The organism is Pseudomonas sp. NFACC32-1, assembly GCF_900101215.1.
In the GTDB taxonomy this organism is placed as follows: Bacteria; Pseudomonadota; Gammaproteobacteria; order Pseudomonadales; family Pseudomonadaceae; genus Aquipseudomonas.
The window spans coordinates 1-24,669 of record NZ_FMUL01000021.1; the positions used below are offsets into that span (position 1 = coordinate 1).

Annotated in this window: 16 protein-coding genes; 7 read left to right on the forward strand and 9 right to left on the reverse strand. The window is 62.1% G+C overall.

Features of this window, described 5'->3' with window-relative positions:
* The 4 genes from BLP99_RS23900 to BLP99_RS23915 all read right to left on the reverse strand — a co-directional run.
* On the reverse strand, positions 1-1,817 hold a 1,817-nt coding region (locus tag BLP99_RS23900; RefSeq protein ID WP_143007976.1), incomplete at its 3' end, for a M10 family metallopeptidase.
* A 117-nt stretch (positions 1,818-1,934) separates the two neighbouring features.
* Positions 1,935-3,260 (reverse strand): TolC family outer membrane protein, encoded by a 1,326-nt coding sequence (locus tag BLP99_RS23905; protein ID WP_072391212.1) that lies wholly within the window; start codon positions 3,258-3,260, stop codon positions 1,935-1,937.
* 1 nt (position 3,261) lies between these two features.
* Positions 3,262-4,581 (reverse strand): HlyD family type I secretion periplasmic adaptor subunit, encoded by a 1,320-nt coding sequence (locus tag BLP99_RS23910; protein WP_072391208.1) that lies wholly within the window; start codon positions 4,579-4,581, stop codon positions 3,262-3,264.
* The gene (locus BLP99_RS23915) at positions 4,568-6,313 is read right to left on the reverse strand and encodes a type I secretion system permease/ATPase (protein WP_076407090.1); all 1,746 of its coding nucleotides are present in this window, start codon (positions 6,311-6,313) and stop codon (positions 4,568-4,570) included. The genes BLP99_RS23910 and BLP99_RS23915 overlap by 14 nt, the downstream gene beginning before the upstream one ends.
* A 317-nt stretch (positions 6,314-6,630) precedes the next feature.
* Between BLP99_RS23915 and BLP99_RS23920 the strand changes: the two genes are divergently transcribed.
* From BLP99_RS23920 to BLP99_RS23950, 7 genes are all read left to right on the forward strand, one after another.
* The gene (locus BLP99_RS23920; protein WP_072459210.1) at positions 6,631-7,395 is read left to right on the forward strand and encodes a substrate-binding periplasmic protein; all 765 of its coding nucleotides are present in this window, start codon (positions 6,631-6,633) and stop codon (positions 7,393-7,395) included.
* A gap of 126 nt (positions 7,396-7,521) precedes the next feature.
* A complete protein-coding gene (gene mexE, locus BLP99_RS23925) occupies positions 7,522-8,775 on the forward strand; it encodes a multidrug efflux RND transporter periplasmic adaptor subunit MexE (protein ID WP_072391198.1) in 1,254 nt (417 codons plus the stop codon).
* Positions 8,776-8,789: 14 nt separating this feature from the next.
* The gene (locus BLP99_RS23930; protein ID WP_072391195.1) at positions 8,790-11,969 is read left to right on the forward strand and encodes an efflux RND transporter permease subunit; all 3,180 of its coding nucleotides are present in this window, start codon (positions 8,790-8,792) and stop codon (positions 11,967-11,969) included.
* Positions 11,966-13,387, forward strand: a complete 1,422-nt coding sequence (locus tag BLP99_RS23935) for an efflux transporter outer membrane subunit (RefSeq protein ID WP_092181926.1) — start codon at positions 11,966-11,968, stop codon at positions 13,385-13,387. Before BLP99_RS23930 ends, BLP99_RS23935 begins: the two co-directional genes overlap by 4 nt.
* 274 nt (positions 13,388-13,661) lie before the next feature.
* On the forward strand, positions 13,662-14,717 hold the full coding sequence (locus tag BLP99_RS23940) for a tetratricopeptide repeat protein (RefSeq protein ID WP_072391190.1): 1,056 nt from the start codon (positions 13,662-13,664) through the stop codon (positions 14,715-14,717).
* A gap of 207 nt (positions 14,718-14,924) precedes the next feature.
* Positions 14,925-16,427 carry an ATPase domain-containing protein gene (locus BLP99_RS23945; RefSeq protein WP_072391187.1) on the forward strand — a complete coding sequence of 501 codons (1,503 nt, stop codon included), beginning with the start codon at positions 14,925-14,927 and terminating at the stop codon, positions 16,425-16,427.
* Complete coding sequence (locus BLP99_RS23950; RefSeq protein WP_092181929.1) at positions 16,424-18,094, forward strand: response regulator; 1,671 nt, start codon at positions 16,424-16,426, stop codon at positions 18,092-18,094. The genes BLP99_RS23945 and BLP99_RS23950 overlap by 4 nt, the downstream gene beginning before the upstream one ends.
* 31 nt (positions 18,095-18,125) lie before the next feature.
* Here the strand turns inward: BLP99_RS23950 and BLP99_RS23955 are convergent, their stop codons facing one another.
* Genes BLP99_RS23955 through BLP99_RS23975 form a run of 5 tightly spaced genes read right to left on the reverse strand, consistent with a single transcriptional unit; the run spans position 18,126 to position 24,654 of the window.
* Positions 18,126-18,503 (reverse strand): response regulator, encoded by a 378-nt coding sequence (locus tag BLP99_RS23955; protein ID WP_072391181.1) that lies wholly within the window; start codon positions 18,501-18,503, stop codon positions 18,126-18,128.
* A complete protein-coding gene (locus BLP99_RS23960; RefSeq protein ID WP_076407374.1) occupies positions 18,496-19,761 on the reverse strand; it encodes a hybrid sensor histidine kinase/response regulator in 1,266 nt (421 codons plus the stop codon). Before BLP99_RS23960 ends, BLP99_RS23955 begins: the two co-directional genes overlap by 8 nt.
* A 5-nt stretch (positions 19,762-19,766) precedes the next feature.
* Complete coding sequence (locus BLP99_RS23965) at positions 19,767-20,354, reverse strand: chemotaxis protein CheB (RefSeq protein ID WP_072391178.1); 588 nt, start codon at positions 20,352-20,354, stop codon at positions 19,767-19,769.
* Positions 20,351-21,166: a CheR family methyltransferase gene (locus BLP99_RS23970; RefSeq protein WP_072391175.1), complete on the reverse strand. Its 816-nt coding sequence runs from the start codon at positions 21,164-21,166 to the stop codon at positions 20,351-20,353. Before BLP99_RS23970 ends, BLP99_RS23965 begins: the two co-directional genes overlap by 4 nt.
* Positions 21,166-24,654: a response regulator gene (locus BLP99_RS23975; RefSeq protein ID WP_092181933.1), complete on the reverse strand. Its 3,489-nt coding sequence runs from the start codon at positions 24,652-24,654 to the stop codon at positions 21,166-21,168. The genes BLP99_RS23970 and BLP99_RS23975 overlap by 1 nt, the downstream gene beginning before the upstream one ends.
* Positions 24,655-24,669: the final 15 nt, after the last annotated feature.

Consider the following 24,669-nt stretch of genomic DNA (forward strand, 5'->3'; position numbering starts at 1 on the left):
GTTTCGCTGACCACGTCCTTGAGGTTGTCCACTACATAGGTGTCATTACCCGTGCCGCCGGCCAGGGTATCGATACCGATGCCACCGTCCAGGGTGTTGGCCCCGGCGTTACCCGTGATGCGGTTGTTCAACCCGTTGCCGGTGCCGCTGATGCCGGCTGTGCCGCTCAGGGTCAGGGCCTCGAGGTTGGCGCCGAGGGTGTAGCTGATGGAGGAAATGACGCTGTCGACTTCGAGAATCGAAGCACCGCGCTCGATCACCGTGTCGCCGACGTTGTCCACGTAATAGGTGTCATTGCCGGCACCGCCGTCCAGGGTGTCCGCACCGCCCTGACCATTGAGCACGTTGGCGGCAGCGTTGCCGACGAGGCTGTTGTTCAGGCTGTTGCCGCTTACGGAGAAGGCCCCCGCACCACTCAGGGTGACATTTTCGATGCTGCCCAGATTGCTGAGGTTCAGGTCAACAACGCTGCTTGCCGAACTCGCAGCGTACGCGATGACCAGGCTGTCGGTACCCTGGCTGACGCTCTCCCGCAGCAGTGTCAGCTCAGCGGCCTGGTCGAGCACATAAGTGTCATTCCCGGCGCCACCGATGAGCGTGTCCCGCCCGGCTGAGCCGTTCAGGACGTTGTTGCCGTCATTACCGATCAGCGTGTTATTCAGAGCGTTGCCGGTGCCATTGATGGAGCTGTTGCCGGACAGCGTGAGATTTTCCAGGTTGGCGCCCAAGGCCCAGGTCACCGAAGAACGCACGGTGTCGATTTCAGTGGCCAGGGTGCTGGTTTCACTGACGATGTCCCCTGCATCGTCGACCACATAGGTGTCATTGCCTGCCCCACCGGCCATGCTGTCCTTGCCGGCAAGACCGTTCAGCACGTTGCCCAGCGCGTTACCGATCAGGCTGTCGTTGAAGGCCGAGCCGACTGCGTTTTCTATTTTCGCGCCATAGGCGATCGCGAGGCCTTCATTGAAAACCTTGTCGCTGGGGTCCAGGAACGTCTTGCCGATCTTGCTGAACTGGCCTTCATTGAGGTTGATGCGCACCGCTGCCACTTGATTGCTGGCATCGATCGTATCGGTGCCGCCAGCGTCCCAGATCGTTTCGAAAACCGATTGGTCGCTCGCCCAGCTATAGGTGTTATTGCCAGCCTGCCACTGGGTATTTGCGCCGTAAAGCCGCTGGATGGCAGCGATGTCCAGCAACATGGGCGTGGTCGGCTCATAGGAGTACGCGTTGTCGTAACTCATGATGGTGTAGCGGACATCGTCGTACTGGGAAGCCAGCACCGTAGGGTTCGACAAGCCTTGGTCGAACGGATGCTTCAGACCCAGGGCATGACCGATCTCATGCATAAAGGTCAGGTAATCGTAGGTGCCCTCGACCGGCGCGGGGTTGTTCGTGACCGGGCCGATCCAGACATCACCGCCGCTGGGGGTTCGACTTGGATAATAGGCCCAGGCCGCAGTGCCAGTGTCCATGTCCCCATAGCCACCGAATCGCAGGTCGCCGACGTTGGTGGAAGTCTCGGTGACCTGGGTGAACTTGATGTTGGCGACAGAACTCCAAGCACCGAGCGCATCGACGATGCTGCTCTGCTGCGCTGACGACAGCACGTAGCCGGCCTCGTACTCATTGTCGTCGCTGTAGAAGCGGGCGAAAAGCGAGTCGGTGGTCATGAAGCTGTAGGTCAAGGGCGTCGTAAACGCGCCGTTGCTCCAGGTACCCATCCAGTAGGTGCCGTAGATCAAGCTATCGATTTGCGCATTGCCCGTCAGCTTTGCAGATGAAACAAATGAATAACCGAGTGGACTAGGCATGCGAAACTTCCTGTGTGCAAATCTACAGCCCTTCCTGAATTAAGGCCGCAGCAAGAGATCATGGTGAGGAATGGCGGCATTGATATCATCTAGCCACTAATTTTTCAAATTTTGACGCTAGTTATTTGGCGCAACAAGCCACTCGTTGGTCTTGCGAATATCCCCGTCCCCCAGCCTTCCGCTCCAGCGGTGCAGCACCAGCAGGCTGGTAACGAACCGGTACTGGGACTGGTAGAAATCACGCCGTGCACGAAACTCATCCTTGATGCTGTCCAGCACATCGACGGCGTTCTTGACGCCATAACCGAAGGCTTTTTCCGTGGCCGTCCGTGACTTCTCGGCGGACTCCAGCGCGCGGCGTGTCGCCTTGATCCGGCTGAGTTCGGCCATCATGCCGAGGTAAGCCGTGCGGGTTTCCTTGACCACCTGGCGCCTCAGCGCCTCCAGCTCTTGCTGGGCGACCTCCCTGTCGCTCTCGGAACTCGATACCCGGGCGCTGGTGGAGCCGCCACTGTAGAGAGGGACCTGCAAATCGAGGGAGGCAACGAGATTGTCCGAGCGTGGCGTCAACGCGCCCTCATAGCCGATATCACTGCGCTGCGCGGTGAGGTTCAGGCCCAGGCGCGGCAAATGGCCCGCCTTGGCTTCGCCGATGGCGGCCTCGGCGGCGCGGATATTGTGCTCCCGGGCATGCAAGGCCGGGTTGCTGTCCAGGGCCATCCGTATCCAATCGTCCGGAGTCTGCGGCGGCAGAGTGAAGGCTGGGTTGTCGCCGATACGCTTGAGAGGTTCCTGGACGTCCCGCCCCACCAATTCGGAAATGGCTTCGCGGCTGACCTGGACCTTGTTGCCGGCCTCGATCTCGTCGGCCTTGAGCGCATCCACTCGCGCCTCGAGGTCGAGGGTATCGGTCACCATCGCCATCTGGCGTGCATACAGCGCCTTGATCCGCTTGAGGTTGCGCTCGGTGGCGGCCAGTTCGCTGCGCACCAGGGACAGTTCATCCTCCGCCGCCAGTACGGCGAAGTAGCGTTCGGACAAGTCGATGCTGGACTGCACCTGGGTGTCGTCGGATTCGTACTGGCTTTTCTGGGCCAGCTCGACGTACTTCTGATAACTGCGCCAGACCTGCGGGTCGTAGAGCACCTGATTGAGTACCACGGCCATGCGTTTGCCGTTGTACTGGATTCGCCCCAGGTCATCGTCCCGCCGGCTGCGGTTGACACTGCTGCTGGCATTGAGCTGCGGCAGCAAGCGGCCCAAGGCCGCCCGCTCATTGCCGTCACCGCTACGAGTCAGGGCCTGTGCCCGCAGGATACGGGGATCGGCCCCTTGCGCCTCCTGGTGCAGTTGCCAAAGATCGACATAAGGCAGCGGCGCTTCAGTGTCAGCCAAGGCGCTCATCGACACAGCGAGCAGGCCGATCGCGATCAGAGACTTCATGTCAGTCCTCGATCAACGAACGGGCAAATGCATTGCTGGCGGGCTGCATCAAGTACTGCAACAGCGTCCGCTCCCCGGTATTGAGCAGCACTTCGACCGGCATGCCCGGCACCAGGGTTAGGCTGCCCAGCGTGCGACGCCCATTGTCTGTCAGCGCCACCCGCGCCAGGTAGTAGGCCGCACCGGTGTCCTTGTTGGTCAGGCGGTCAGCGGACAGCTGCACCAGTTGCCCTTCGATCACCGGCGTGGTGCCACTCTTGAACGCACTGAAACGCATGCTCGCCAGCTTGCCGAGGGCGATGCGATCGATGTCCATGGGCGAAACCTGCGCCTCGACGATCAGTTCTTCGTTGGCCGGGACGATATCCAGCAACGCAGTGCCCGGGCTGACCACCGCGCCCAGGGTGTGCACCGTCATGCCCATGACCATGCCCGACTCAGGCGCGACGATGTCGGTGCGCTGGTCGCGGTCCTGCAGGGTGGCGAGGCGCTCGCGCAACTCATACACCTTGCTCCGTGTGTCACCCAGCAGGCCTGCCACCTCACTGGCGAAGGTTTTCTTCAATTGCAGTATCTTCAGCTTCGCTTCGTCGGCATGGACGCGTGCCTGGGCAATCCCGGACTGGCTTTCGGCGATTTCGGCCCGCAGGCGCGACAGGCTGCGTTCCTGTTCCCGCAGGCGCTGCTTGTCCACGTAGCCTTCGGCGAGCAAGGCCCGCAAATCGACAATCTCTTCTTCATAGGACGCCGCCAGCGCCTGCTTGCTGGCGATGATGTTCTTGAGTCCGCGAATCTGTTCCTCGATCTGGCCGATCGTCGTCTCTTGCAGGCCGACTTCGCCCAGAAGCGAGGTCCGTCGCGTCTGGAAGATCCGTGCTTCGCTGTCCCGAGCTTCGCGCACGCGCGGGTCGGAGGGGTCAAGGGAGTGCACGGCGACGGGCTCGGGCAGCCCGTCCCGCTCAGCTTCGAGGCGGGCCTGCAGTTCAAGCGCCGCCACCAACTGGCTGCGCATGGCTTCCATTTCCGAACGTGCCTGGGTGTTGTCCAGCACCATCAGCACATCGCCGGCTTTTACCAGGTCGCCGTCATGCACCCGCAGTTCCCGCACGATGCCGCCTTCCAGGTGCTGTACGGTCTTGCGGTAGCTCTTGACCGTGACCACCCCTGGGGCCAGTGCCGCGCTGTCCAGGGGCGCCAGGGTGGCCCAGCCGCCGAACAGGCCAAAGGTGACCAGCAGCATCAGATACCCGATGCGCCGTGCCGGAGCGTCATCGATCGGCAGTGTGGACATGTCGACGGATGAGGACTTATTGCTTGGCATAAAGGTGCTCATCCGCTTCTTTCGATGGGGCCGTCGCCTGCTGGGCGGCGGGGGCAGCGCCCCGCAACCGTGCCAGGACCGGGTCGCGCGGCCCGAACAGGCTCAACTCGCCCTGGTTGAGGACCAGCAGCTTGTCTACCTGCGCCAGCACACCTGAGCGGTGCGTGATGACAAACACCGTGGCACGGCTCTGCCTGAGTTTGTGCAACGCCTCGGCAAGCATTTTTTCCCCGGCGTCGTCCAGGTTGGAGTTCGGCTCATCGAGCACCACCAGGCGTGGCTCACCGTACAAGGCGCGAGCCAGGCCGATGCGTTGCCGCTGGCCACCGGACAATCCGCCGCCATTGGCGCCGATCACGGTGTCGTAGCCGTCGGGCAATTGCAGCACCAGCTCATGGACACCCGCCATGCGCGCGGCGGCGACCACTGCTGGCGCATTGGCCGGGCCAAAGCGCGAGATATTCTGGCTGATGGAGCCCTCGAACAATTCGATGTCCTGGGGCAGATAGCCGATATATTGGCCCAACTCCTCCCGGCGCCATTGGCTGATGTCTGCACCGTCCAGGCGTACGGTGCCGGCCTGGCCTGGCCAGATACCCAGCAACGCCCGGGCCAGGCTGGACTTGCCGGCGCCGCTGGGACCGATGATGCCCACCGCTTCGCCGGCGGACACCTGGAAGCTCAAGCCCCGGACAACCGGCTTGCGGCTGCCCGGCGCACTCACCGAAAGCCCCTCGACGCGAATCGCCCCTTCGGGCGCGGGTAATGACATGCGTTCTGGCTCAGCGGCCACCTCGATCAGCAGCGTCTGCAACCGGGCATATTGCGAGCGTGCTCCCAGAAAGCCTTTCCACACGCCAATCAACTGGTCGATGGGCGCCAACGCCCGCCCCAGCAGAATGGAACCGGCGATCATCATCCCCGAGGAAATTTCATGGGTAATCGTCAAATAGGCCCCCAACCCCAGCACCAGGGACTGGAGGACCTGGCGGAACGTCCTGGACACCGCGGCAATGCTCGCCGCGCGATCACTGGCCAGACTCTGCAAGGCCAGGACCCGATGGATGCGCTCGTTCCACTGCTGGCGCAGGCTGGCGAGCATGCCCATGGACTCCACCACCTCGGCATTGCGCAGGCTCTTGGCGACAAAGGCGCTGGCGACCATCTGCTCACGATTGGCCGTCTGCAACGGCCCACGGGTCAGTTGCTCGTTGGCGAAGGCCAGTGCTCCCAGCAGCAACGCGCTCAATAGTCCCATCCAGCCGTACCAGGGGTGGAACATGAACATGACCGCCAGGTAGATCGGGATCCAGGGCGCATCGAAAAACGCAAACAGACCGTTTCCGGTCAGGAACTGGCGCAACGCGCTCAGGTCGCTCAGCGGCTGGCCCGAAGCGTTCATCCCGCTGCTATTGAGGGCCTGCTTGAAACTGGCGTCGAACAGACGCTGGCCCAGCAGCGTGTCCAGACGCGTACTGACGCGCACCATGATCCGCGAACGAACCCACTCCAGCCCGCCCATGGTGGCCATCAGCAGCAACATGATCAGCGTCAGCATCAACAAGGTCGACAGACTGGCGCTTCCTACAGCGCGGTCATACACCTGCAACATGTAGAACGACGGAACCAGCATCAGCAGGTTGACGAAAAAACTGAAAAAACCAACGGAGAGGAAACTGCCTCTGCATACGGCAAGGGCGCCTTCCAGATCGGTCTTCGGGTGGGCTGACATGGTTCGTTACCTGAGCCGGCTTGGGGCTGACTGCAAAAACGTGGGGGACCGGTACCCGGATGCTTATGATTTTTCAGCAGGGCACTGCCGACGCATCCGGGCAAAAAGGGTCTACGGCGGCATATCGGCGGCGGCAGATATTTCTGAAGGGGCGGCTCCCGAGGAAATCGTCAACGAATGCAAGCCGGCAGTGCTCCCCTGGACTACCCTGTCTTCAGGATGTGCTGCATTGCACATATTCATCGTGCGCAAGGCGCTGTTTCACCCACCCGGGCGACGTAGAATGGCGCCGCCTTTCATGCCTGAAGTAATCGATCATGAGCCGGATCACCTGCGTGTCGAATGCTCGCGCCAAAGTGCTTTGCCGGCTTAGCCTGTTGCTGACATTGCTGGGCTTGTGCACTGCGCATGGCGCCCCTCTGCCCATCGAACTGCACATCCTCGATGCGCCTCCACTGACCTTCGTCGACGACCCCAAGGGGCATGGCATCGTTGGCGATATCGCCATTGAGGCGATGATCCGCGCCGGCTATGCGGTGAAAATCCATGTCTTGCCCTGGGCCCGGGCACAAAAACATGTCAGCGAGGAGGAGGATCACCTGATCGCCCCGCTGTCGCGCATCCCCGTGCGGGAGGATCGCTTTACCTGGATCGCCCCGATCATGTCGATGGAGCGGGCGTTCTTCACCCTCGACCGGCAAGTGGCCAGCTTTGCCCAGGCCAGGGAGACCTTCCGCAAGATCGGTGTCGGCCTGGGAAGCGCCCAGGAGGCGATCCTGCGTGCCGAGGGGTTCGACGACGATCAGATCTACACGCTGACCATCGGCGACAACCCCGCTCAGATGCTCCTGATGGGACGCATCGATGCCTGGTTCAACGGCGTCCCGGAAAGCCGCTACATCTGGCCCAAGGTGTCCGACCGCAAGCTTTTGATGAGCTCGGTGGGCAGCAGCGCCGACATCTACCTGGCCTGCTCCAGGAAGTGCTCGGCCAAGATGGTGAGAGACTTGCGCCAGGCCGTCGAAGCGATGCGCCAGGACGGCACCTTCAGCCGTGTACAGGCGATCTATCAGCCCCGGTAATGCCTGCGGGACCGAAGCCAAGCTTATATCATTCCGGATGATAGTTATCTTTGCTTCATTCGATTCGTTCCGTTGCATCCCGCCACGCATCATCCGCCCATTCTCAATACATTGGCGGAGCTATCCATGGAACATTCACTTTCAAAATTGCGTTTTCCCCTCGCACTGTTGGCAGTGCTGGTGATAAGCGCCTGTGGCAAGACTCCCGATACCGCGGCTTCCATGCCGGCCGCCAAGGTGAGTGTGGCCAAGGTGCTGGAACAACCGGTCAACGAATGGGACGAGTTCACCGGACGCCTCGAGGCACCGGAGACTGTCGAGATTCGTCCGCGGGTTTCCGGTCAGATCGACGAAGTGGCCTTCACCGAAGGCGCGCTGGTCAAGAAAGGCGACCTGTTATTCCAGATCGATCCTCGTCCCTTCCAGGCCGAAGTCCGGCGCCTCGAGGCCCAGCTGGCCCAGGCCCGCGCCACGGCCACCCGTAGCGAGAACGAAGCCCAGCGTGGCGAACGCCTGCGTCAGAGCAATGCCATTTCCGCCGAGCTGGCTGACTCGCGCACCAGTGCCGCCGCCGAGGCCCGTGCCGCCGCAGCGGCCATCCAGGCGCAACTGGACCTGGCCAAGCTGAACCTGAGCTTCACCCGCGTCACCGCGCCCATCAGCGGCCGCGTCAGCCGGGCGGAAATCACCGCCGGCAACCTGGTCACCGCCGACGTCACCCGGCTCACCAGCGTGGTTTCCACCGACAAGGTGTATGCCTACTTCGACGCCGACGAGCGAGTCTTCCTCAAATACACCCAACTTGCCCGCCAGGGCCAGCGCGGCCAGGCCACGCCGGTCTACATGGGCTTGTCCAACGAGGACGGCAACCCGCACCTGGGCCAGATGAACTTCATCGACAACCAGGTCAACCCGCAGACCGGCACCATCCGCGGTCGCGCCGTGTTCGACAACAAGGACGGCGCCTATACCCCAGGCCTCTATGCCCGGCTCAAGCTGGTGGGCAGCGGCACCTACTCCGCCGTGCTGATCAACGACGAAGCCGTGGGCACCGACCTGGGCAAGAAATTCGTCCTGGTGATGGATGCCGACAACAAGCCTGCGTATCGCGCCGTCGAGCTCGGACCGAAGATCGAAGGCCTGCGCATCGTGCGCAACGGCCTGAGCAAGGACGACACCATCATCGTCAAGGGCTTGCAGCGGGTTCGCCCGGGATCGCCGGTCACACCTGAAACCATACCGATGGCCAGCGAAGAAACCCTCGCCGCCCTGGCGCAACATCGCAAAGCGCTCGAAGCCAGCAATCTGCCCCAGGTCGCGCCGTCCAAGGCGACAAACGGAACGGCGGGCAAACTGGCCGCTGCGACTCCACGCGGTTAAGGAACTGAACCAAGATGAAATTTTCCCAGTTCTTCATTTCACGGCCGATCTTCGCAGCGGTACTGTCGCTGCTGATCCTGATCGCCGGCGCCATTTCGCTGTTCCAGTTGCCGATCAGCGAATACCCTGAAGTCGTGCCGCCGACCGTGGTGGTGCGGGCCAACTTCCCGGGCGCCAACCCCAAGGTCATCGGCGAAACCGTGGCCGCTCCCCTGGAGCAGGCCATCACTGGTGTCGAGAACATGCTCTACATGTCCTCGCAGTCCACCGCCGACGGCAAGATTACCCTGACCATCACCTTCGCCCTGGGCACCGACCTGGACAACGCCCAGGTGCAGGTGCAGAACCGCGTCACCCGGACCGAGCCCAAGCTGCCGGAAGAAGTGACCCGGATCGGCATCACGGTGGACAAGGCTTCGCCCGACCTGACGATGGTCGTGCACCTGACCTCGCCGGACAAACGCTACGACATGCTCTACCTGTCCAACTATGCCCTGCTCAACATCAAGGACGAGCTGGCACGCCTGGGCGGCGTGGGTGACGTGCAACTGTTCGGCATGGGTGACTACTCCCTGCGGGTCTGGCTGGATCCGAACAAGACCGCCTCGCGCAACCTGACCGCCACCGACGTGGTCACCGCGATCCGCGAACAGAACCGCCAGGTGGCCGCCGGTGCCCTGGGCGCTCCGCCAGCCCCCAACGCCACGGCCTTCCAGCTTTCGGTCAACACCCAGGGGCGCCTGGTGACCGAGGAAGAGTTCGAGAACATCATCATTCGCTCCGGCGAGAACGGAGAGATCACTCGCCTGAGAGACATCGCGCGGGTGGAACTGGGCTCCAGCCAATACGCCCTGCGCTCGCTGCTGGACAACCAGCCGGCGGTGGCCATCCCGATCTTCCAGCGGCCAGGCTCCAACGCCATCCAGATTTCCAACGATGTTCGCGCCAAGATGGACGAATTGAAGAAGGGCTTCCCCGCCGGGATGGACTACAGCATCGTCTATGACCCGACGATCTTCGTGCGCGGCTCCATCGAAGCGGTAGTCCATACCCTCTTCGAAGCGCTGATCCTCGTGGTGCTGGTGGTGATCCTGTTCCTGCAGACCTGGCGCGCCTCGATCATCCCTCTGGTGGCGGTACCGGTGTCGCTGATCGGTACGTTCGCCGTGATGCATCTATTCGGCTTCTCGCTGAACGCGCTCTCGCTATTCGGCCTGGTACTGGCCATCGGTATCGTGGTGGACGACGCCATCGTGGTGGTGGAGAACGTCGAACGGAACATCGGCCTGGGCCTCACGCCCGTGGAGGCCACCAAACGCGCCATGGGCGAAGTGACCGGTCCGATCATCGCCACGGCCTTGGTACTGTGTGCGGTCTTCGTTCCCGCGGCGTTCATCAGCGGCCTGACCGGGCAGTTCTATAAGCAGTTCGCCCTGACCATCGCCATCTCCACGGTGATCTCGGCGTTCAACTCCCTGACCCTGTCACCGGCCCTGGCAGCGGTACTGCTCAAGAGCCACGACGCGCCCAAGGACCGTTTCTCCAGGTTCCTGGACCGCATCCTCGGTAGCTGGCTGTTCCGCCCGTTCAACCGCTTTTTCGACCGTGCCAGCCACAGCTACGTGGGCGCCGTGGGCCGCGTGATCCGCAGCAGCGGCATCGCCCTGTTCGTCTACGCCGGCCTGATGGTACTGACGTTCTTCGGTTTCTCCAGCACGCCCACCGGTTTCGTGCCAGGCCAGGACAAGCAGTACCTGGTGGCCTTCGCGCAACTACCGGATGCCGCGAGCCTGGACCGCACCGAAGATGTGATCAAGCGCATGTCCGACCTGGCCCTCAAGCAACCCGGCGTCGAAAGCGCGGTGGCCTTCCCTGGCCTGTCGATCAACGGGTTCACCAACAGCCCCAATGCCGGCATCGTGTTCGTGACCCTCAAGCCTTTCGACGAGCGCAAGGACCCGAGCCAGTCGGCCGGTGCCATTGCCGGCGCCTTGAACGGGCAGTACTCGGAAATCCAGGAAGCCTATATGGCGATCTTCCCGCCGCCGCCGGTACAGGGGCTGGGTACGATCGGCGGTTTCCGCCTGCAGATCGAGGACCGGGGCAACCTCGGTTACGACGAGCTGTACAAGGAAACCATGAACATCATCACCAAGAGCCGCAGCGTGCCGGAACTGGCCGGCCTGTTCACCAGCTACACCGTGAACGTGCCCCAGGTCGACGCCGCCATCGACCGTGAGAAAGCCAAGACCCACGGCGTGGCCGTCAGCGACATCTTCGACACCCTGCAGATCTACCTGGGTTCGCTGTATGCCAACGACTTCAACCGCTTCGGCCGTACCTACCAGGTCAACGTCCAGGCCGAGCAGCAGTTCCGTCTCGAATCGGACCAGATCGGCCAGCTCAAGGTGCGCAACAACCGTGGGGAGATGATTCCACTGGCCACCTTCATCAAGGTCAGCGATACCTCGGGGCCGGACCGCGTGATGCACTACAACGGTTTCATCACTGCGGAAATCAACGGCGCGGCCGCACCGGGCTACAGCTCCGGCCAGGCGGAAAAGGCCATCGAGAAACTGCTCAAGGAAGAACTGCCCAATGGCATGACCTACGAGTGGACCGACCTGACCTACCAGCAGATCCTCTCGGGCAACACCGCGCTGTTCGTGTTCCCGCTCTGCGTGCTGCTGGCGTTCCTGGTGCTCGCGGCTCAGTACGAAAGCTGGAGCCTGCCGCTGGCGGTGATCCTGATCGTACCGATGACCCTGCTGTCGGCCATTACCGGAGTGATCCTGTCCGGTGGCGACAACAACATCTTTACCCAGATCGGCTTGATCGTACTGGTGGGGCTTGCATGCAAGAACGCGATTCTGATCGTCGAGTTCGCCAAGGATAAACAGCTGGAAGGCATGAACCCGCTGGCGGCGGTCCTGGAAGCCTGCCGTCTGCGTCTGCGGCCGATCCTGATGACCTCCTTCGCCTTCATCATGGGCGTGGTGCCCCTGGTGTTCTCCAGCGGCGCCGGCGCGGAAATGCGTCATGCCATGGGTGTGGCGGTGTTCTCCGGGATGCTGGGCGTAACCTTCTTCGGCCTGCTGCTCACGCCGGTGTTCTATGTACTGATCCGCAACTTCGTCGAACGCAGCGAGGCCCGCAAGGCGGCCCGGGCTTTGAAACTGGAGGCGCAACAATGAGTTTGAAAGCGTTCGTTCCGAGCTTGCTGGCCCTGGCGCTCAGCGCCTGCGCGGTGGGCCCGGACTACAAGGCACCACAGACCGAGGCGGCGAATATCACCACCGCCACCGAAGGTGCCGCCGGCCAGAAGAACTTCGACCGGGCCCGTTTCGAAGGCATCTGGTGGCAGCAATTCGATGACCCGACCCTCAATGCGCTGGTGAGCCGGTCCCTGGAAGGCAACCGCGAGCTGCGCGTCGCCTTCGCCCGCCTGCGGGCGGCCCGGGCGATTCGCGATGACGCCAGCAACGACGTCATGCCGACCATCACCAGCCGAGCCAGCAGCAACCTGGGTAAGGGCCAGATTCCCGGGCAAACCACCGACCGGGTCAATACCGAGCGCTATGACCTGGGCCTGGACATGGCCTGGGAGCTGGACCTGTTCGGACGCATCCAGCGCAACCTGGAAGCCACCGATGCCGACCAGCAGGCCGCCGAAGCCGACCTCTATCAGCTGCAGGTGACCATGATCGCCGAGTTGGTGGACGCCTATGGGCAACTGCGCGGCGCTCAACTGCGGGAAAAAATCGCCCTGGCGAACCTCGAGAACCAGCAAGCCTCACGCAAGATCACCGAAAGCCTGCGCGATGCCGGCGTCGGCGATCAGCTCGACGTGGTACGCGCCGATGCGCGCCTGGCCTCGGTGGAAGCCAGCGTGCCGCAGCTGCAGGCCGAGCAGGTGCGCCAACGCAACCGCATCGCCACCTTGCTGGGCGAACGCCCGGACAAGCTGAGCGTCGACCTGAGCCCCAAGGAGCTGCCCGCCATCGCCAAGGCCCTGCCCATCGGCGATCCGGGTGAGCTGCTGCAACGGCGTCCGGACATCCTGAGCGCCGAACGCCAGCTGGCGGCTGCCACGGCGCGCATCGGCGTCGCCAAGGCCGACCTGTTCCCTCGGGTCAGCCTGAGCGGTTTCCTCGGCTTTACCGCCGGGCGCGGCTCGCAGATCGGCTCCTCGGCGGCCAACGCCTGGGCATTGGGGCCGAGCATTACCTGGCCCGCCTTCGACCTGGGCAGCGTGCGGGCCCGCCTGCGCGGTGCCAATGCCGAAGCGGAAGGCGCCCTGGCGTCCTACGAACAGCAAGTGCTGCTGGCCCTGGAGGAATCGGAAAACGCATTCAGCGACTACGGCAAGCGCCAGCAACGCCTGATCTCGCTGATTCGCCAGAGCGAATCGAGCCGCGCCGCCGCCGACCTGGCCGAAATCCGCTATCGCGAAGGCACCGTGGACTTCCTCGTGCTCCTCGACGCCCAGCGTGAACGCCTGGCCGCCGAAGACACCCAGGCCCAGGCCGAAGTGGATCTGTATCGCGGCATCGTCGCGATCTACAAGGCCCTGGGCGGTGGCTGGCAACCGGAAACCGTCGCCAGCAACTGACCGATCCCGGCCGACAGAGCTCCTTTGGTTGGCCGCAACCAACCAAATATTGGCCTCGTATCCCATCTGGATGCGGGGCTTTTTTTTGGTTCTTCACCGATTGCCTGGCCGCCCTCCTTTGCCCCTACGCGCCGGCGCCGTCACACCGACGGCCCGAACACGACCGCACAGGCCGAAGCCCACGAATAATGGCGAAATGGCACAGGGTTTGACTCAGGCTCTTGCCTGGTCGAAGCTTGCGACATTTCACGCTACCTGGTCATGGATTTCCTGTATGCCCTCGCTTCGCCGCTATGCGCTTATCAGCCTGCTCGTGCTATTGGTCATCGTTGTGGGCACCCTGTGGCTGCGCAGCACCACCCCGCAGATCCCGGAAGCGGTCAAGCGTGGCTACAGCGAGGCGCTGGAACAGGCGCGCAACGGCCAGCCTGGCGCGGCACGGATGCTATACCAGCAACTGGGTCGCCCTGACCTGTCGCCCAAGCGCCGGGTATGGCTGCACGCCGAGCTGCCCAACTACCCAAGCCCCCAGGCCCTGAAACTGGCGGATGCGGACCTGCACAGCGAATCGGCGGACGTGCGTCGGGCAGCCATCGGCAGCATCGTCGGGCTGGTGCCGGCGAACCAGCGCACCCTGCTGCTGGGGCCATTGCTCGAGGACAACGAGCCTGAAGTACGGTTTGCCGCCGTGAATGCACTGCTGGGCCTGTCACCCGATGACCTGGGCTTGTATTTCGGTGCCATGCAGCTGGCCATCGACACTTGGAAACAGGTGCTCCAGGACGGCCCGCTCACCAGTGAATCCCTGTATCAGCTCGCCCGCCTTTACCTGCACAACGCCCAGCTGGACAAGGCCCGACAAGCCCTGGAACAGGCCTTGAAGCTCAAGCCGGACAACCTGCCGGCATTGGTCATGCAGGTCGAAGTGCTGGACAAACTGGGCCAGGGCGATGCCGCGCGCAAATTGCTCGCCCGAGAGTTGCAAGCCCAGCCGGAATCGGCTTATCTGCAACATGCGCTGGGCATGTGGTTGCTGCAGCATGGCCAGACCGAATACGCCGTGCTCGGCTTGGCGAAAGCGGTGGAGCTGGAACCGGAAAACCGTCATTACCGTTATGACCTCGCCACCACTCTTCACGCCGAGAATGAGGTGGAAGCGGCGCAAAAGCAGTTGCAGGAGATCGTCCAGCGCTACCCCGCCGACCGCAAGGCGCGGGTCCTGCTGATCAATTACTGGAAGGAAACCGGTCAGTTGCAGCATGTCCAGGTTCTGTTGGCGAAACTGGAACAACTGAACCCCGACGACCCGGCGTTGCAGCAGGCGTGGTGAGGGTGCAAGCCATGATTCCCTGGCGGGCGATCGGGTGATGTCCGACAGCCGGAAACACCGAATCAAGACTCGAAGTCGTCGACAGTGTCACACAAGCAAGCAGAGGAAGCGGAACCGCTATCGCCGCCAACGGTCAAGTAATGAGGCGGTTCATTTCAGGCTCTACCCGGCCTGCCGCCCACTTCCCTGGTCATGAGAGGGCTCTTTTTGTCTACATCCAACGAGTTGATCAGCGCAAAAGCCGCCACCGGCATTGAAGGGCTGGACGATGTCCTTTGCGGTGGCCTGTCCCGCGGTCATGTGTTCCTGCTTGAAGGGGAACCGGGGACCGGCAAAACCACGGTCGCCTTGCATTTCCTGCTGGCGGGCGCCCGGGCCGGCGAGCGATCCTTGTACATCACCCTATCGGAAACCGAACGGGAACTGCGTCAGGGTGCCGCCTCCCACGGCTGGGAGATGGATGACAACATTGTCATTTTCGAGCTGACCCCGCCAGAAAGCCTGCTCAACGCCGAGCACCAGCAAAGCCTGCTGTATTCTTCGGACCTCGAGCTTGGGGAAGCCACCCGGCAGATCTTCGAAGTGGTGGAACGGGTCAAGCCGACCCGGGTGGTGCTCGACAGCCTGTCGGAGATCCGCCTGCTGGCCCAGAGTTCGTTGCGCTATCGCCGCCAGATCCTGGCGATCAAGCATTACTTCGTGCGCTACGACGCCACGGTGCTTTTGCTCGACGACCTGACCACGGAGTCCCTGGACAAGACCGTCCACAGCGTTGCCCACGGGGTGATTCGCCTGGAAGAACTGACCCCCACCTATGGCGCCGAGCGACGCCGGATCCGGGTGGTCAAGTATCGCGGGCAGAAGTACCGCGGCGGTTACCATGATTTCACCATCATGACCGACGGCGTGCACGTCTTCCCACGACTGGTGGCCGCCGAACACCGCGGGCAATACAACCGCCGGCAACTCTCCAGCGGCATCGCACAAATGGACGCCTTGCTGGGCGGCGGTATCGAAACCGGTTCCAGCACCTTGATCCTGGGCCCGGCAGGTACCGGCAAATCGCTGATTGCGCTGATCTTCGCTGCTGCCGCGGTGAATCGTGGCGAGCACGCCGCGCTATTCATCTTCGACGAGGAACTGGGCCTGTTGTACGAGCGGATGAAAAACATCGGCATCGACCTGCAGGCACTCCAGGACACCGGCAGGTTATTGATCGACCAGGTGGACGCCGCCGAACTGTCTCCCGGCGAGTTCTCCCACCGGGTGCGTCGTTGCGTCGATGACGGCAACATCAAGACCGTGGTGATCGACAGCATCAACGGCTATCAGGCAGCCATGCCGGAGGAAAATGCCCTGGTGCTGCATATGCATGAGCTGCTGCTCTACCTCAACCGCAAGGGCGCGGCGACCTACATGACCGTCGCGCAACACGGCCTGGTGGGCGACATGCAGGCGCCGGTGGATATCACCTACCTGGCCGACACGGTGATCCTGCTGCGTTACTTCGAAGCGCTGGGCAAGGTTCGCCGAGCGATCTCCATCATCAAGAAACGCACCGGCAGCCATGAATCCACTATCCGCGAATACCGTATCGGCAACCAGGGCATGACCATCGGCGAGCCGCTGGAGGCCTTCCAGGGTGTATTGCGCGGTGTGCCAACCTACATGGGAGCGGACAATCCGTTGCTCAAGGACGATATCCAGTGACGTTAGCGGAACCCTTGTCCGAGCGGGCGTTGATCCTCGCCCCGCTGGGAAGGGACAGTCAGATTGCCTTGATGATCCTCAATGAAGCCGGTTTTGCCGGCCTCATCTGCCGTCATCTGGGGCAATTGTGCGAAGAATTGGAGAAAGGCGCCGGCTTGTTGGTGATTTCCTCGGAGGCCCTGGTGGGGCCGGACCTGGAGACGCTGTTCCTGCAGATCGAACAACAGCCCGCCTGGTCCGACCTGCCCATCGTCCTGCTGACCCATCACGGTGGCCCGGAACAGAACCCGGCGGCACGCATCGGCGTGCAGCTGGGCAACGTGACCTTCCTGGAACGCCCTTTCCACCCCGTGACCCTGGTCAGCCTGGTGACCACCGCCCTGCGCGGCCGCCGAAGGCAATACGAAGCCCGGGACCGCCTGATCGACCTCAGCAACAGTGAATTGCGCCTGCAAAATACCCTCGAAACCCTCGAGCAGCAGGTAGAGGAACGTACCGCACAACTGCGCCACAACGAAGAAGCCCTGCGCCAGTCACAGAAAATGGAAGCGGTGGGCCAGCTCACCGGCGGCATCGCCCACGACTTCAACAACATGCTCACCGGCATCATCGGCAGCCTGGAGCTGCTGCGTCGCCGCCTCGCCCGCGGCCGCACCGAAGACCTGGACAGCCTGATCGATCTGGGCGTGACCTCCGCCAACCGCGCCGCCGGCCTGACCCATCGCCTGCTGGCTTTCTCGCGTCGCCAATCGCTGGACCCCAAGGCCGTACAGATGAACACCCTCGTACTGTCCATGGGAGAACTGTTGCAACGCAGCCTCAACGAAAGCATCCGGCTGGACATGCAACTGGACAATCAACTGTGGATCGCCGAAGCCGACCCCAATCAATTGGAAAGCGCCCTGCTCAATCTGGTGCTCAACGCCCGGGACGCCATGCCCGATGGCGGTAAACTCGTGGTGAAGACCTACAACCAGTACCTGGATACCGGGTTCACCGACGCCTACACCAACCTCGAACCCGGCGATTACGTGGTATTGAGCGTCCAGGACACCGGTTGCGGGATGCCCGAGGCGGTCGTCAGTCGTGCCTTCGACCCTTTCTTCACCACCAAGCCCATCGGCCAGGGTACCGGGCTGGGCCTGTCAATGATCTATGGCTTCAGCAAGCAATCCCACGGCCATGTGACCATCGACAGCGTTGTCGGCCAGGGCACCACGGTCAACCTGTACCTGCCGCGCTTCAAGGGGGAAGAGGTGCAAGAGCCCAAGGTCGATGCCCAGCACACCCCCCATGCCCAGGATGGCGAGACCGTGCTGATCGTCGAAGACGATCCGGCGGTTCGGGTGCTGGTCAGCGCGGTACTGAGTGAATTGGGCTACACGTTCCTCGAAGCTGCCGACGCCAATGGCGCGATACCGATTCTCCAATCAGACCAGCGCATCGATCTGCTGGTCAGCGACGTGGGCCTGCCGGGCATGAACGGGCGGCAACTGGCGGAAATCGGCCGGCAGATACGCCCGGACCTGCGGGTGCTGTTCATCACCGGTTACGCCGAACATGCCGCGGTAAGGGGTGGTTTCCTCGATCCGGGCATGCAGATGATCACCAAGCCGTTCACCTTCGACTTGCTGACCGCCAAGGTACGGGAAATGATCCGGGCCTGAGCGGCCCGGACTTACCGGCGATGCATGAAGATCAGGACAGCATGGTGCGCATGATGGCCTGCAGCTCATCCAGCTTGAAGGGTTTGCCCAGAATGGGGGCCGTGCGGGTGATGGGACTGTCGGTTTCCTGGATCTCCGCGGCATACCCGCTGATGAAGATCACCTTCAGGTCAGGGCGCAACCTGACGGCAGGCTCGGCGATCTGTACCCCGGAAATGCCGCCTGGCAGACGAAAATCAGTGATCATCATGTCCAGGTGGGGCTTGCTTGCCAGGATCTCGAAGGCCTTTTCACCGTTCTCGGCCTCCAGCACCCGATACCCTTCGCCCGACAGGTAGGCGGACAACACCGTCATGATCGACGGGTCGTCCTCGACGATCAGTACAACATCTTGCGCATCTTCACTCATGAGAAGCCTTTGTTCGATCAATAGCTGCTGATACGACCGTAGGGTCACTCAGAGGTTGCGTCGGCCCGACAGTTTTCTGCAGGGGCAGACAAACGCGAAACAAGGCCCCTTCGTTGAGGCGGCTGTCGACCGTGATGGTGCCACCGTGGGCGGTCACGATCTGCTCGGAAATGAACAGCCCCAGCCCCAGGCCGGCGGAGACAGCCTTGGACGTCACCCGCTCGAACTGCTGGAAGATGCGCTTCTGGTTCTCTTCGCTGATGCCGATGCCGCGGTCCTGGACTTCGACGCAGGCATGCTCAGGCGTCTGGTAGACACGCACGTCGATGGGACCTTTGCCGCCATAGCGCAACGCGTTGGTCAAAAGGTTCGACACCACCTGTTCGATCCTGAACTCATCCCAATGGCCTTCCACCGAGGGTTCGGCGGTGTAGGTCAACGAGCATTCAGCCGCCATGAGCTGCGGCTGGAAGTTGCGCAGCAGGTTTTCCACCAGCGTGCCCAGGTTGAAACGAGTCGGACGGATGGACAGTTTTCCGGTACGAATCCGCGACACATCCAGCATGTCTTCGATCAGGCGGATCAAGCTCTTGATCTGACGCTCGTCGCGCTCGACCATCGCCCTCACCTTGTCCAGGCTGAATGCCGCGGCATTGTCCCGGGCCAGGTGCATCTTGCGCAGTTGAGTCTCCAGGATCAGGCCATTGAGGGGCGTACGCACCTCATGGGCCACGATGGACATGAAATCGTCACGCATGCGCACCGCCTGTTCGAGTTCGCCGCGGGTGGCCTGCAACTGCTGCAGCAGGACTTCCTGTTCCCGGCGACTCTCTTGCAGGGCAACGACCTGCTCCTTCACGGCCTTTTTCTGGCGATAAAGCTCCACGAACACGTTGACCTTGCTTCTGACGGCATGGGTGTCCAATGGTTTGTGCAGGAAATCCACCGCGCCGTTCTCATAGCCGGTGAACGCATAGTTACGCTCACGACCGGCGGCGCTGACGAAAATGATGGGAATGCTGCGGGTCTTCTCCGTGCCGCGCATCAGTTCGGCCAGTTCGAAGCCGTTCATCTCCGGCATCTGCACATCGATAATCGCCAATGCGAAGTCGTGTTGCAGCAGCAGGGACAGCGCCTGGTCAGCCGACAGCGCCTTGAAGACCTCGCGGTTGTCCCCCTTGATCAGCGCCTCCAGAGCCAACAGATTTTCCGGCAGATCGTCGACGATCAGCAGTTTGGCTTGAATCTCTCTTGGCATCTCGTTCATTCCAACCCGGCCAGCAATTCGCTGATGCCTTGTAAAGTAAGGATGTGGTCCGGCTCGTGCAGCGCCAACGCCGCCTCGGGCATGGTCGGGACCTGGGCTTGTGCGGGGTCCTGGACAACCGTGACGCCGCCCAGGGCCTTGACCCGGGCCAGGCCCTGGGCACCGTCGTCATTGGCCCCCGTCAGCACGACCGCCAGCAGGTTCGGGCCGTATACATCGGCGGCGGATTCGAACAGCACGTCAATGGACGGCCGGGAATGATGCACCGGTGCCTCCAGGCTCAACGACAGGCTGCGATCGGCCTCCACCGACAAGTGATAACCCGGCGTGGCGAAGTACAGGGTGCCAGGCTGGATGTCCTGCTTGTCCCGCGCCTCCTCCACCGGTATCGCCAGGCGATGGCCGAAGACCTGGGCCAATTGGCTGTCACGCTCGTCGGGCAGGTGCAATACCGCCAGCACAGGTATGCCAAAGCCCGGGCGCAATTGCCCGAACACCTTGAGCAGCGCCTCGACCCCGCCGGCTGAAGCACCGACCACAATGGCCTCGACCGCAGGCCAGGACCCATCCCTCGTCTGGTTCATAACTTGCGATAGATCCGTTCCTGTTTGACCAACGGCTCGAATTGCTTGCCGAACGTTGAAAAATCCAGGGTTTCCTTGCTGCCCAACACAAGAAAGCCTCGGTGGCAGAGCGACTCGTGGAATAACCCAAAGGCGCGATCTTGCAACTTCTTGTTGAAATATATCAATACGTTACGACAGGAAATTAACTGTGTTTCTGAAAAAACACTGTCCGTCGCCAGGCTATGATCAGCGAAAGTCACGTTCTCGCACAGTGTCTTGTCGAACATGGCGTAATCGTAGGCAGCAGTGTAGTAGTCGGCAAACGATCGACGCCCGCCGGCACGCTGGTAATTCTGGGTGTAGCTCCTGACGCTTTCCAGGGAAAAAATGCCCTGCTTGGCTTTTTCCAGCGACCTGGGATTGATATCGGTGGCATAGATCAAGGTACGGTCCAGCAAGCCCTCCTCCCGCAGCAGGATCGCCATGGAGTAGACCTCTTCCCCCGTGCTGCAACCGGCAATCCAGATCTTGATGGAAGGATAGGTCTTGAGCAGCGGCACGACTTCCTCGCGGATAGCCAGGAAGTGCGACGGGTCGCGGAACATCTCGCTGACCGGAATCGTCAGCAACTGCAAAAGCTGCATGAAAATGCCCGGGTCGTGCAGCACCCGTTCCTGGAGCGCCGAAATGGTCCGGCATTCGAACTGGCTCAGGGCATGCAGTACCCGGCGCTTGATGGAAGCACCGGAGTAATCCCGGAAATCATAGCTGTACTTGAGGTAGATCGCTTCGATCAACAACCGAAGCTCAATGTCAGTGTCACGTTCCACTAAATTCTTTCCATATTCGGCAACCACACGCGAATCAGTGAAAACAGACGGTCCAGGTCGATCGGCTTGGCCAGGTAGTCGTTGGAACCCGCCGCCAGGCAACGCTCCTGATCATCCTTCATGGCCTTGGCCGTCACGGCGATGATGGGCAGCTTGCGCCAACGCGGGTCCTTGCGGATCAGCGCGGTGGCTTCGAAACCGTCCATTTCCGGCATCATCACGTCCATCAGCACCAGGTCGATGTCCTCGTTCTCATTCAACCGCTCGATCGCCTCGAAGCCGTTGCGACCGATGACCACGATCGCCCCTTTTGCCTCCAGGGCACTGGTCAACGCGAAGATATTGCGCACATCGTCGTCCACCAGCAGCACCTTGCGCCCCTCGAATACCTTGTCGCGGCTGCGGGCAGCCTTGAGCATGCGCTGTCGTTCATGGGACAACCGGGATTCGACTTTGTGCAGAAAGAGTGTCACCTCGTCCAGCAACCGCTCTGGCGAGCGGGCACCCTTGATGATGATCGAGCGCGAATATTTGCGCAGCTCGGCTTCTTCATCGCGGGTCAGGTTGCGTCCGGTGTAGACGATCACCGGTGGGAAGGAACAGATTTCCTCGGTGGACATGCGCTTGAGCAGATCGTTGCCCAGCATGTCCGGCAGCTTGAGGTCGATGATCATGCAGTCGTAGACGTTGTCCCGCAGCAGGTCCAGGGCTTGCTGGGCCAGGCCTACGGCCGTGATCTCGATGTCGTCGTCGCCGATCAGGCGGGTGATGCTGTCGCGCTGCAGGTCATCGTCCTCCACCAGCAGCACTCGCTTGACCTTCTGGGTCAGCTTGGCTTCCAGGCGCGCGAACACGTCCTTGAGCTCTTCGCGGGTGGTCGGCTTGACGGCATAGCCGATAGCCCCCATGTGCATCGCGGCCTCGACGCGATCTTCGACGGAAATCACATGCACCGGGATATGCCGGGTCTCGGGTTGTTCCTTGAGCCGCTGCAGCACGGTCAGGCCGGAGTGATCGGGCAGGCGCATATCCAGCAGGATCGCATCGGGCTTGAGCTGCAAGGCCAGGTCGAAGCCTTCGTCGGCAGCGTGGGCCACCAGGCACTGGTAGCCCAGTTCGTGAGCCAGGTCGAAAAGGATCCGGGCGAACCGGGCCTCGTCTTCGATCACCAGGATGCAGCGGGTGTCGAACGGGGCCTTGTCCCGGTCGTCGGCGAACCGGGCGATAGGGCTTTCCACTTCGGCCACCGGGGGAGCCGTCACAGAAGCAGGCGCGGCGGTCACGGGGGCAGGCAGGCTGGACGAGGGGATGAACGTCGGTGGCTCCACTGGGGCGTTCCCAGGCACGACATAGCGCTCGGGCAGGACCAGGGTGAACACGCTGCCCTGTCCCGGCTCGCTGGACACCGAGATCGAGCCGCCCAGCAGGGTCGCCAGGTCCCGGGAAATCGACAGCCCCAGGCCGGTGCCGCCATACCGGCGGTTGGTGGTGCCATCGGCCTGGCGGAACGCTTCGAAGATACTCTGCTGCTGGTCCGCGCTGATGCCGATCCCGGAGTCACGCACCATGAATGCGATGCCCGAGTCCGGCTGGCCGCTGACGGTCAGGCAGACCGAACCCTGCTCGGTGAATTTCACCGCGTTGGACAGCAGGTTCTTGATGATCTGCTCCAGGCGCTGGCGGTCGGTGTACAGCATCGACGGCGCGTCCGGCAGCAGTTGCACCTCGAAGTCCAGGCCCTTGTCGGCCGCCAGCGGCGTGAACAGGTCCCGCAGGCTGTCCACCAGGCGCGGCACGCTGGTGTTCTCCGGGCGGACTTCCAGCTTGCCGGCTTCCACCTTGGAAATGTCGAGAATGTCATTGATCAGGTTCAGCAGGTCGTTGCCGGCGGAGTAGATGGACTCGGCAAACTTGACCTGCTCTTCACTGAGGTTCTGCTGCGGATTCTCTGCCAGCAATTTGGAGAGAATCAGCGAGCTGTTGAGCGGCGTGCGCAGCTCATGGGACATGTTGGCAAGGAACTCGGACTTGTATTTGCTGGAGCGCTGCAACTCTTCGGCGCGTTCCTGCAACTGCAGCTGGGCCAGGTTCAGCTCGCTGTTCTTCTGGTCCATGGCGTCGCGTTGCTCGGCCAGTTGCTCGTTGGTCTGTTCCAGTTCCTGCTGCTGGGCTTCCAGGTGCGCCTGGGACTCCTTGAGGATGCGCGACTGCTCCTCCAGCTCCTCGTTGGCCGTCTTGAGCTCTTCCTGCTGGACCTGCAACTCTTCATTCAACTGCTGGGTTTCAGCCAGTACTTCCTGCAACCGCTGGCGATAGCGGGCGGCTTCTATGGAGGTACCGATGCTGCCGGAGATCCGCTCCAGCAGTTCAACGTCGCGTTCGGTCAACGGACGCAGGAATCCCAGCTCGATGGCGCCGTTGACCCGGTCATCGTCGCTGGTCGGCACCACCAGCACGCTGTTGGGCAAGCCTTTGCCGAGCCCCGAGCTGACTTTCAGGTAATCCTTGGGCACGTTATCCAGGCGGATAAGGCGCCCCTGTTGGGCGGCCTGGCCGACGATGCCTTCTCCGGGAGCGATCAACTGCTCCTTTTCCGCGTCCTCTCGGGACAATCCATAGCTGGCGACCCGCTTGAGCACGCCATTCTCTTCACGGGCATACAACGCCGCGACGGCGCAATCCAGATAACGGGCACAGAACTGCAGGATGTTGCGACCCAACAGGTTCAGGGTCAGTTGCCCCAGCACCTGCTCGGCCAGTTGGGTCTGGCCGGTACGCAACCAGGCCTGCTTCTCCAGGTGCAACGCGCTCTGCTGCTGAATCTTGAGGCTGGCGGCGTACTGACTGGACAGATTCAACAGGTCGCGGCGCCCGACATAGGCCAGCAGACCACTGACAGCGGCGACGAACATCAAGTACAGGGTGATGCTCCAGAGCGTGGTGGAACGGACCCTGTCGTTGCGCTCGGTGCGCAATCGCTGCTCGGTATCGATGATGTCTTCGAAGGACTTGCGGATTTCATCCGTCAGGCGCTTGCCACGCCCGGCCTTCACCGCACCGCGATAATCGCCACTGCTGCGCTGCAGGTCGATCATGCTCTGGGCGTAGCTGGCCCACTCCGTCTGCAACGCTTGCACCTTGTGCAGGCGATCGGTCTGGGTAGGGTTGTCGGCTGTCAATTCCAACAACGTTTCCAGCGCCACGGCGATGCGCGGCTTGGCGACTTCATAAGGGTCGAGAAAATGCTCGTCACCGCTCAGCAGGTAACCGCGCATGCCGGTTTCCAGGTCCACGCTGAGCTTCAGCGCTTCGTTGGCATTATTGATCACCCGGTCGGTATGACCGACCCACTGGATCACCGACAGCAGGTAGGTCACCAGCACGATGAAGAACACCGCACTGAGGGCACCGATGCCCAGCGGCAGGCTGATATTGCGGCTCAGGAGCTTGCGAAAACTTTGCTCGTCGACCGAAGACGAAGGAGTCATGGAAAAAGGCCTTGG

Excerpts from the sequence above, each read along its gene's own strand:
- BLP99_RS23930 (WP_072391195.1), top strand. The coding sequence starts at position 8,790 with ATGAAATTTTCCCAGTTCTTCATTTCACGGCCGATCTTCGCAGCGGTA.
- BLP99_RS23935 (WP_092181926.1), top strand. The coding sequence starts at position 11,966 with ATGAGTTTGAAAGCGTTCGTTCCGAGCTTGCTGGCCCTGGCGCTCAGC.
- BLP99_RS23910 (WP_072391208.1), bottom strand. The coding sequence starts at position 4,581 with ATGCCAAGCAATAAGTCCTCATCCGTCGACATGTCCACACTGCCGATC.
- BLP99_RS23920 (WP_072459210.1), top strand. The coding sequence starts at position 6,631 with ATGAGCCGGATCACCTGCGTGTCGAATGCTCGCGCCAAAGTGCTTTGC.
- BLP99_RS23960 (WP_076407374.1), bottom strand. The coding sequence starts at position 19,761 with ATGCCAAGAGAGATTCAAGCCAAACTGCTGATCGTCGACGATCTGCCG.
- BLP99_RS23975 (WP_092181933.1), bottom strand. The coding sequence starts at position 24,654 with ATGACTCCTTCGTCTTCGGTCGACGAGCAAAGTTTTCGCAAGCTCCTG.
- BLP99_RS23965 (WP_072391178.1), bottom strand. The coding sequence starts at position 20,354 with ATGAACCAGACGAGGGATGGGTCCTGGCCTGCGGTCGAGGCCATTGTG.
- BLP99_RS23940 (WP_072391190.1), top strand. The coding sequence starts at position 13,662 with ATGCCCTCGCTTCGCCGCTATGCGCTTATCAGCCTGCTCGTGCTATTG.
- BLP99_RS23915 (WP_076407090.1), bottom strand. The coding sequence starts at position 6,313 with ATGTCAGCCCACCCGAAGACCGATCTGGAAGGCGCCCTTGCCGTATGC.
- mexE (WP_072391198.1), top strand. The coding sequence starts at position 7,522 with ATGGAACATTCACTTTCAAAATTGCGTTTTCCCCTCGCACTGTTGGCA.
- BLP99_RS23905 (WP_072391212.1), bottom strand. The coding sequence starts at position 3,260 with ATGAAGTCTCTGATCGCGATCGGCCTGCTCGCTGTGTCGATGAGCGCC.
- BLP99_RS23955 (WP_072391181.1), bottom strand. The coding sequence starts at position 18,503 with ATGAGTGAAGATGCGCAAGATGTTGTACTGATCGTCGAGGACGACCCG.